General features: G+C 61.3%; 8 protein-coding genes. 4 read left to right on the forward strand and 4 right to left on the reverse strand.

Annotated features, from left to right (window positions below; translation table 11 throughout):
• Positions 1 to 75: 75 nt before the first annotated feature.
• Positions 76 to 363, forward strand: coding sequence for a type II toxin-antitoxin system RelE/ParE family toxin (locus tag AUL31_RS19775; protein ID WP_037477193.1), 288 nt, complete (start codon positions 76 to 78; stop codon positions 361 to 363).
• Between the two features lie 4 nt (positions 364 to 367).
• On the opposite strand, the gene AUL31_RS19780 is transcribed toward AUL31_RS19775, so the two are convergent.
• Together AUL31_RS19780 and AUL31_RS19785 are read right to left on the reverse strand one after the other, a co-directional pair.
• A complete protein-coding gene (locus AUL31_RS19780) occupies positions 368 to 934 on the reverse strand; it encodes a hypothetical protein (protein WP_037477195.1) in 567 nt (188 codons plus the stop codon).
• Complete coding sequence (locus tag AUL31_RS19785) at positions 931 to 1197, reverse strand: hypothetical protein (RefSeq protein WP_052027734.1); 267 nt, start codon at positions 1195 to 1197, stop codon at positions 931 to 933. Before AUL31_RS19785 ends, AUL31_RS19780 begins: the two co-directional genes overlap by 4 nt.
• A 153-nt stretch (positions 1198 to 1350) precedes the next feature.
• Here AUL31_RS19785 and mobQ point away from each other — a divergent pair, with 153 nt between their 5' ends.
• A complete protein-coding gene (gene mobQ, locus AUL31_RS20600; protein WP_060610909.1) occupies positions 1351 to 2592 on the forward strand; it encodes a MobQ family relaxase in 1242 nt (413 codons plus the stop codon).
• Between the two features lie 358 nt (positions 2593 to 2950).
• Positions 2951 to 4282: an enoyl ACP reductase FabMG family protein gene (locus AUL31_RS19795; protein ID WP_037479041.1), complete on the forward strand. Its 1332-nt coding sequence runs from the start codon at positions 2951 to 2953 to the stop codon at positions 4280 to 4282.
• Between the two features lie 32 nt (positions 4283 to 4314).
• Here AUL31_RS19795 and AUL31_RS20135 read toward each other — a convergent pair whose 3' ends face one another.
• Positions 4315 to 4707 carry a hypothetical protein gene (locus AUL31_RS20135; RefSeq protein ID WP_037477185.1) on the reverse strand — a complete coding sequence of 131 codons (393 nt, stop codon included), beginning with the start codon at positions 4705 to 4707 and terminating at the stop codon, positions 4315 to 4317.
• A gap of 74 nt (positions 4708 to 4781) precedes the next feature.
• Positions 4782 to 5759 carry a replication initiator protein A gene (locus AUL31_RS19800; protein WP_202814339.1) on the reverse strand — a complete coding sequence of 326 codons (978 nt, stop codon included), beginning with the start codon at positions 5757 to 5759 and terminating at the stop codon, positions 4782 to 4784.
• A gap of 433 nt (positions 5760 to 6192) precedes the next feature.
• Between AUL31_RS19800 and AUL31_RS19805 the strand changes: the two genes are divergently transcribed.
• A partial coding sequence (locus tag AUL31_RS19805; RefSeq protein WP_060610913.1) for a type II toxin-antitoxin system ParD family antitoxin occupies positions 6193 to 6362 on the forward strand: 170 nt, incomplete at its 3' end.

The raw sequence follows: 6362 nt of genomic DNA on the forward strand, positions 1-6362 counted from the left end.
CGAGGAATCCGGCGAACCGCAGCCCTTTGACTTCGAAGCGTTCAAGAAGCGGAAGCGGGCGGAGTATGAGGGCAGATGAAGGCCCTTTCCTTCTCGCCTCGGGCAGAAGTCGACATTGACGGTATCTGGGACTACAGCGCCGACAACTGGGGGCCGGATCAGGCTGACCGCTACACCGACGAAATCCGGGATGCCTGCCATGCGCTGGCATCGGGCCGGAAGCAGGGGCGGGCGACGAATGTTCGCCTTGGCTATCGCAAATGCCCCACCGGCTCGCATGTGATCTATTTCCGCGACCGGGGGGACTGGCTGGAGATTGTCCGCGTCCTGCATAGCGCACAGGACGCGGAGCGGCACCTGTGAGCCGTCACTCCCCGGCTGGCTGTGTCGGTGGTGAAACCATGAAGATGCAGTATCGGCTTCCGTCCCGCTGATCGGCGAATTCACCGCCTGCGGACAGGCAGTAGATGCGAGGATGCTGGCCGAAGGCTTTGGCATCGCCTCTGCCGGTGATCCAGAAGGCTGCCAGCGCGCCGATAAGCGCTCCTGCGGCCCCGATCGAGGTCAGCCAGACCCAGAACCCGCCGAACCAGCGCCACGCCTCCCTGCGGGCCTCTCCTGCGGCCTGTGAGAGGCTCCTGGCCGTTTGGAGGATCTCGGCATGGGATTCCCTGATAGCCCCTCTGGCGGCGTCCTGCGCGGCTTCTATGGCGGCGCGGTTGGTCTTGGCGGTGGCGAGCTGCAGCTGGCCCTCAAGGCGCTGTTCCAGCCGCTTGCCGGTTTGCGCCATGTTGTCGAGGCTCTTGGCGATGGTCGCGTTGAGGTGTTCGGCCTCGTCCCTGTCGAGGCTGGTGCGTTGCAGGTTCTCGATCTGGCGGCGCAGCGCGCCAATATCATCGACCAGAACCAGGAACGGATCGGTGTTGCCGCTCATGCCTCACCCGCCCCGGCGCTTTGCACCCTGGCATCGAGGTCGGCCAGCAGTCCGGCGATTTCCTTCTGGTCCACGTCCCGGGTTGCGTGTTTGCGCAGGGTGGATGCCAGCCATTTGGAAATCTTGGGGTCTTTCAGGGCTTCGGTGGTGACGATGGCGCCGACGATGATCTTTCGGCGGGTGTCGCTGGCTTTCTGACGGGTTTTGAGCCGCGCCAGCTTCGCTTGCGCATCTGCAATCTGCTGGTCGATGGTGCGCGCCATTCTTCCGCCCTTCCTCTTTACAATCGTTGAATTTGTGCCGCGTAGTGGATAGCGTGTCAAACACGAAGTGCCCACTTATACAAACGCTGCGCGTTTGTGTGGGCAAGGGAACCCTGCGTTTCCCTTGAACCCTTAGCCAAGTGCAGCGCGGAAATGGCGATCTACCACCTTCGGGCCACGATGATTTCCCGCTCTGCCGGTCGCAGCGCCACAGCGGCAGCGGCCTACCGCGTGGGCGAACGGATCGAGGATCACCGCACCGGGCTGACCTTCGATTACCGTGCGCGCGGTGGCGTCGATCACGTCGAAACCCTCGCCCCTGCCAATGCGCCCGCATGGGTGCAGGACCGGGCGGCGCTGTGGAATGCGGTCGAGGCGGCAGAGACCCGGAAGAATTCGCAGGTTGCCCGCGAAATCCGGGTGGCTCTGCCTGCCGAGCTGGACCATGCGCAGCGCGTCGAGCTGGTGCGCGCGTTCTGCCAGCGCGAGTTCGTGGCCCGTGGCATGGTGGCCGACATCGCCCTTCATGCGCCGGGGCGCGAAGGCGATGATCGCAACCACCATGCCCATATCCTGCTGACCACCCGCGAAATCGGCCCCGAGGGGTTCGGGGCGAAGAACCGGGACTGGAACGCGGTCGAGATGCTGGAAGGATGGCGTGAGGCATGGGCGCGGGAGAGCAACCGCGCCCTTGAGCAATGCGGCCATGACGAGCGGATCGACCACCGGACGCTAGAGGCGCAGCGGATTGAGGCGCAGGAGCGGGCCACCGCGGCGCATGATCGCGGTGACGAGGCCGAGGCGCTGCGGCAGACGGTGCGGGCGGTGGAACTGGACCGGGATCCGCTGCCGCAACTCTCTGCCGGGGCGTGGCAGATGAAGGAACGCGGCATCGAGGTTGCGGCCGTCCGGGTGTGGCGCGAGGTCAAGGCGCAGGCGGCCGAGGTTGCGCGTGTGGCGGAGGTTCTGGCCGGTCAGGTGCGGGACTGGATCGGGCGGGCGGTGGATCGCCTCGGGCCGCCGGCGCAGGGTCTGGTCTATGCCGGCGCTGCGGATCGGGATGGCCGGGAGGGGAGGCAGGACCTGGCCGCGCGGTTGCGCGAGGCATGGGAGGCCCGCCAGAGCCGCACCGCGTCCGATACCGTGGCCGCACCTGGTCAAACCCCGGAGCCGGAATCCGCCCGCAGCCTGGCCGAGCGGCTACGGGAGGCCGCGCAGGGGATCGACCGGGGAACGCTGGCCGAGGCCGCCGCGCGGTTGCAGGAAAGCCGGGAGGCCGAGGAACGCCAGCGGGTGCAGGAGGCCGAGCGTCTGAAGGAGCAAGAGCGGCAGCAGGAACGGTTGCGGGAGCGGGAAGCCCGCGACCACGACCGGGACAGCGGGCTTACCCATTGATCCGGCCAGCCCCGCCCCTACAGCCCGCAATGGAGCGAGCGGGCCGGGGCTGGCCTATCGACGGTTTGAGCCGATGCTGTTGAAAAACTCCGGCGGCCCTTCAGGACAGGGAGAAACCCGGGAAGTCGTTCCGATCCAGCGCGCGGGATTGCCGATAACCAATGGGAGTTCGGTCTTCGGGAGACGTATATTCCAGCCCAAAGCCGCCATTCGTCGGCAAGGGGCACGCGGTGCAAAATGTCAGATGAGAGCACAAAGCTCTACCCGGCCGCCATTGACGCGTATCGGGCAGTGATGACCTTTCACATGGCTTCTGATACTGCGCGGCATGGAACGAGAGCCGCAGTCGCAGGAAAACATGAACTATCCCATCCCTTCTGATATGAGCCGCAACACCTTGTTCAAAGAAGGCGACGTGTTCGTCCTGTTCGGCGAGTTGTTCGGGCGGGGATACGCTACAGGTCTTGTCGACGAGGCCCGCAAGGCCGGCATGAAGATCGTGGGGATCACGGTCGGTCGGCGGGAAGAGGATAACGCCCTCCGCGCACTGACGGCCGAAGAACTTGCAGAAGCCGAGGAGAAACTTGGCGGCACGATCATAAATGAACCGCTCATGGCGGGCTTTGACCTCGATGCGCCAGCAGGAGAGCCTACTCCGACCGAGCTTCTCAACAAGATGACGGTGGAGTCGTGGAAGGACGACAAGCTTGACTGGACGCATATCGAGATGTGTCGGAAGCATGGTGTCGACCGCTTCAAGACCACACTTGGTCGCGTTATGCGCGAACTGGACGGCATGATACCGGACGGCAAGAACGTGCTGTTTGCGCATACGATGGCGGGGGGCATTCCGAAGGCCAAAGCGTTCCTCGTAATCGCGAACCGCATCTACAAGGGCCGTGGCGCGCGGCACATGTCCTCGCAGACCTTGATCGAGAGCGATTTGGGCAAGCTAATTCTTCAGAACTTCAATGAAGTATCTGCCAACACCTTCCAGCACCTCCTTGACGCCAGTTCCCCTATTCGGGACCGGATCGAGGCGTCGGGAGGGCAGGTTCGCTATACGGCCTATGGCTATCACGGGACCGAAGTGCTGATCGGCGACGACTACCGCTGGCAGACATACACGAACTACACCCAAGGCTACGCAAAGATGCGATTGGAGGACATTGCCACGGAAGGTTGGGCTAATGGCGTGAAGGCGACTGTCTTCAATTGTCCAGAGATCCGGACCAACTCCTCGGACGTGTTCGCGGGCATCGAACTGTCGCTGCTTCCGTTGCTTCGCGCGCTACAGAAAGAGGGCGGCGGCGCGTGGGTCGAGGCGCTGTGGAACGAGTGTCAGGCGCTGCTGAAGGAAGGCGTGACGCTGGGCGATCTGTTGCAGAAAATATCGGATTACCAAAACCACGAGGCGATGCAACGCTTCTACGACTTCGCCTCATGGCCCTTGCCCAACAGCCCGGAACAGGCAGAGCAGACGATTGGCACGTCGGGCGAGATCGTTCAACTGCACAAAGACAATAAAGCGCTGGTCAGTGACGTGCTGAGCTATCATGTCGTGACCGCGACCGGGCAGCTGATCTTCGGCGAAACGGGTTCACCTGCCGGTCCCGTTCTTTGGCTGAACCATGATCTTGTAGCTCGCCAGCTTCTTGCAAACGAAGAAGCCTCGAAGAAGCCGGCGTAGCTTCCTATGGCGGCTTCGTCCGCATAGCAGACCTAGCTTTTGCCAAACATCCGCGCCCAGAATCCTGATTTCGGTCTCTGGTCGGTCAGGAGTGCGGTTGCCTGCTGACGCCATTTATCCCGGTCCTCGCGCAGGTCGGAGATTATCCCCTCTTTGTCTGCGAGGCGTTCATGTGCCGCCTCAAGGCGGGCTTGTAACTCCCTGACCAGACCGGAATTTTCTTTTCCGTCAGGTGTTTTCTCGGGTGTTTCCTTTTGTTCATCTGAAACAGTCGGTGGGTAAACCCTGTGCAGTTCTGCCGGGTCTATCTGGAAAGTCCCTGTTTCATCCTTGGTTGCAGATATTCTGCCTGATTTTATGGCTTTTGAGATCGTCGCCTTGGACTTTCCCGTTGCTTTCGCGGCATCGCCGAGGGTGTAAACCATGGGGTTTCCTGCTGTTCAGGTTTCCATGATGGTGGACTGTTCGCCTGTTCGCGTCCAGTCCTTCGGTGGCGCTGTCAGCGCAGCTTCTCTTGTTTTTTGCAGTATGCCACAAATGCCGCGCCGGGATTTTTCGGGGGGTTGCCCTTGGCGGTTTCCTCGTGAGCGTATGCCATCCAGTTAGACCGTAGGGTGTAGTAATCCCAACCGAGGGTTCGAGCGTGTGCTCTGGCCTGTTCCTCGGCCCATTCTGGGATGATGATTGGTGCAGAAAGATCGACCGGCGTAGAGCGAGGGCGCACTGTCACCATGTCGTTTTCGTCGATATCGAACTTGTAGAACGGTGTCACATCTGCCCGCATGATCTCGCGCAGGTTGTGGCGAAAGCGCTTTGCCGGGGCGTTGCTGCCTGTCTTGTTCTGGAGGTTTGCCAGCCCGATCTGCCACTTCGGGGAGTTGCCGCAGTGCTTACGGGCGATCTCATACAGGCGGCGCTCCAAGGGCCTGCGCAGGCGGAAGTAGTCATGGGTGATCGTCACCACCTGGTCAGTCTCTATCGCCCGCATCAGCCAGCGCGACAGCTTCACTTCGCAGTAGTCGAGGCGGAATCGCTCATCGTCAGTGCGGACAAAACCTCCTTCGTCTATCAGGGAGAATATCCGGGTTTCGATCTTGCCCCCGGACTTGATGTTGGTGACGAACTGCGCGCCTTGCAGGCGAGCGAAGGCATCCTCAAGGCGCTTGTAGTGGTTCCCGCCGATAGGCCGGTTTGTGGCAACAGACAGCTCTCGCGCTGAGAACCGGACTGTATCGCCAATCGGTTCCCCCCGATTTTTCCGGGCCATCAGCTGGCTGATGGTGAAGATGAGAATGTCCTTGTCGAAGATCGTTGGCAGGCCGAGGCCAGAGGGCCGGATTTTCAGAACGTTGTCACCGTTCCGATATTCGAGGTGCCGCATGTCCGGCTTCGTTGCCAGCGAGAACAACGGGTGCTCCATCGACGCCATGTCATCCTTCGGCACCGCATCAGCGATATCGAGCACGAAGAAATCCAAGTTTGGGTGCCGATCTGGAAGCAGGCTCATACGGCGTAACTTTGACCTATCAGGAACTATTTTGTTTGACCTATCAGGAACGGTTGTTGATGGGAAGGCAGTTTGACCCTTTCGGAACCAAAGTTTGACCCTTTCGGAACCAAAGTTTGACCCTTTCGGAACCAAAATGCCGGTTTATGCTATTTTTCACAGGTGCTTATGAGCCGCGTAACTTACTCCGTAGGTAACACTAATAACACTAGAGCCTCCTGCAATTTCGAGGATCAAGGGCCTTACCCAAAAGGGTAAGGCGGTGCGGCGCGCACCGGGCGCTTCGCCCCCTGCGCCGCTTGCGGTCGCGGGAACGCGACCGCTGGCACCACCAGCGCCCAGATTGCATCTTGGTACTTATTGGTATATATTGGGATCTGCTTAGAACAAGAAGGGGGCGGCGATGGCCCGCAATACATCCGTGTCCCTCGGGGACCATTTCACCACGTTCATCGACATGCAGGTGCAGGCCGGGCGCTACGGATCGGCCAGCGATGTGGTGCGGGCAGGGCTGCGGCTGCTGCAAGAGCATGAGGCCAAGGTGAAGGCGCTGGAAGTCGCCCTGATCGAGGG

The organism is Aureimonas altamirensis, assembly GCF_001463885.1.
Classification (GTDB): domain Bacteria; phylum Pseudomonadota; class Alphaproteobacteria; order Rhizobiales; family Rhizobiaceae; genus Aureimonas; species Aureimonas altamirensis.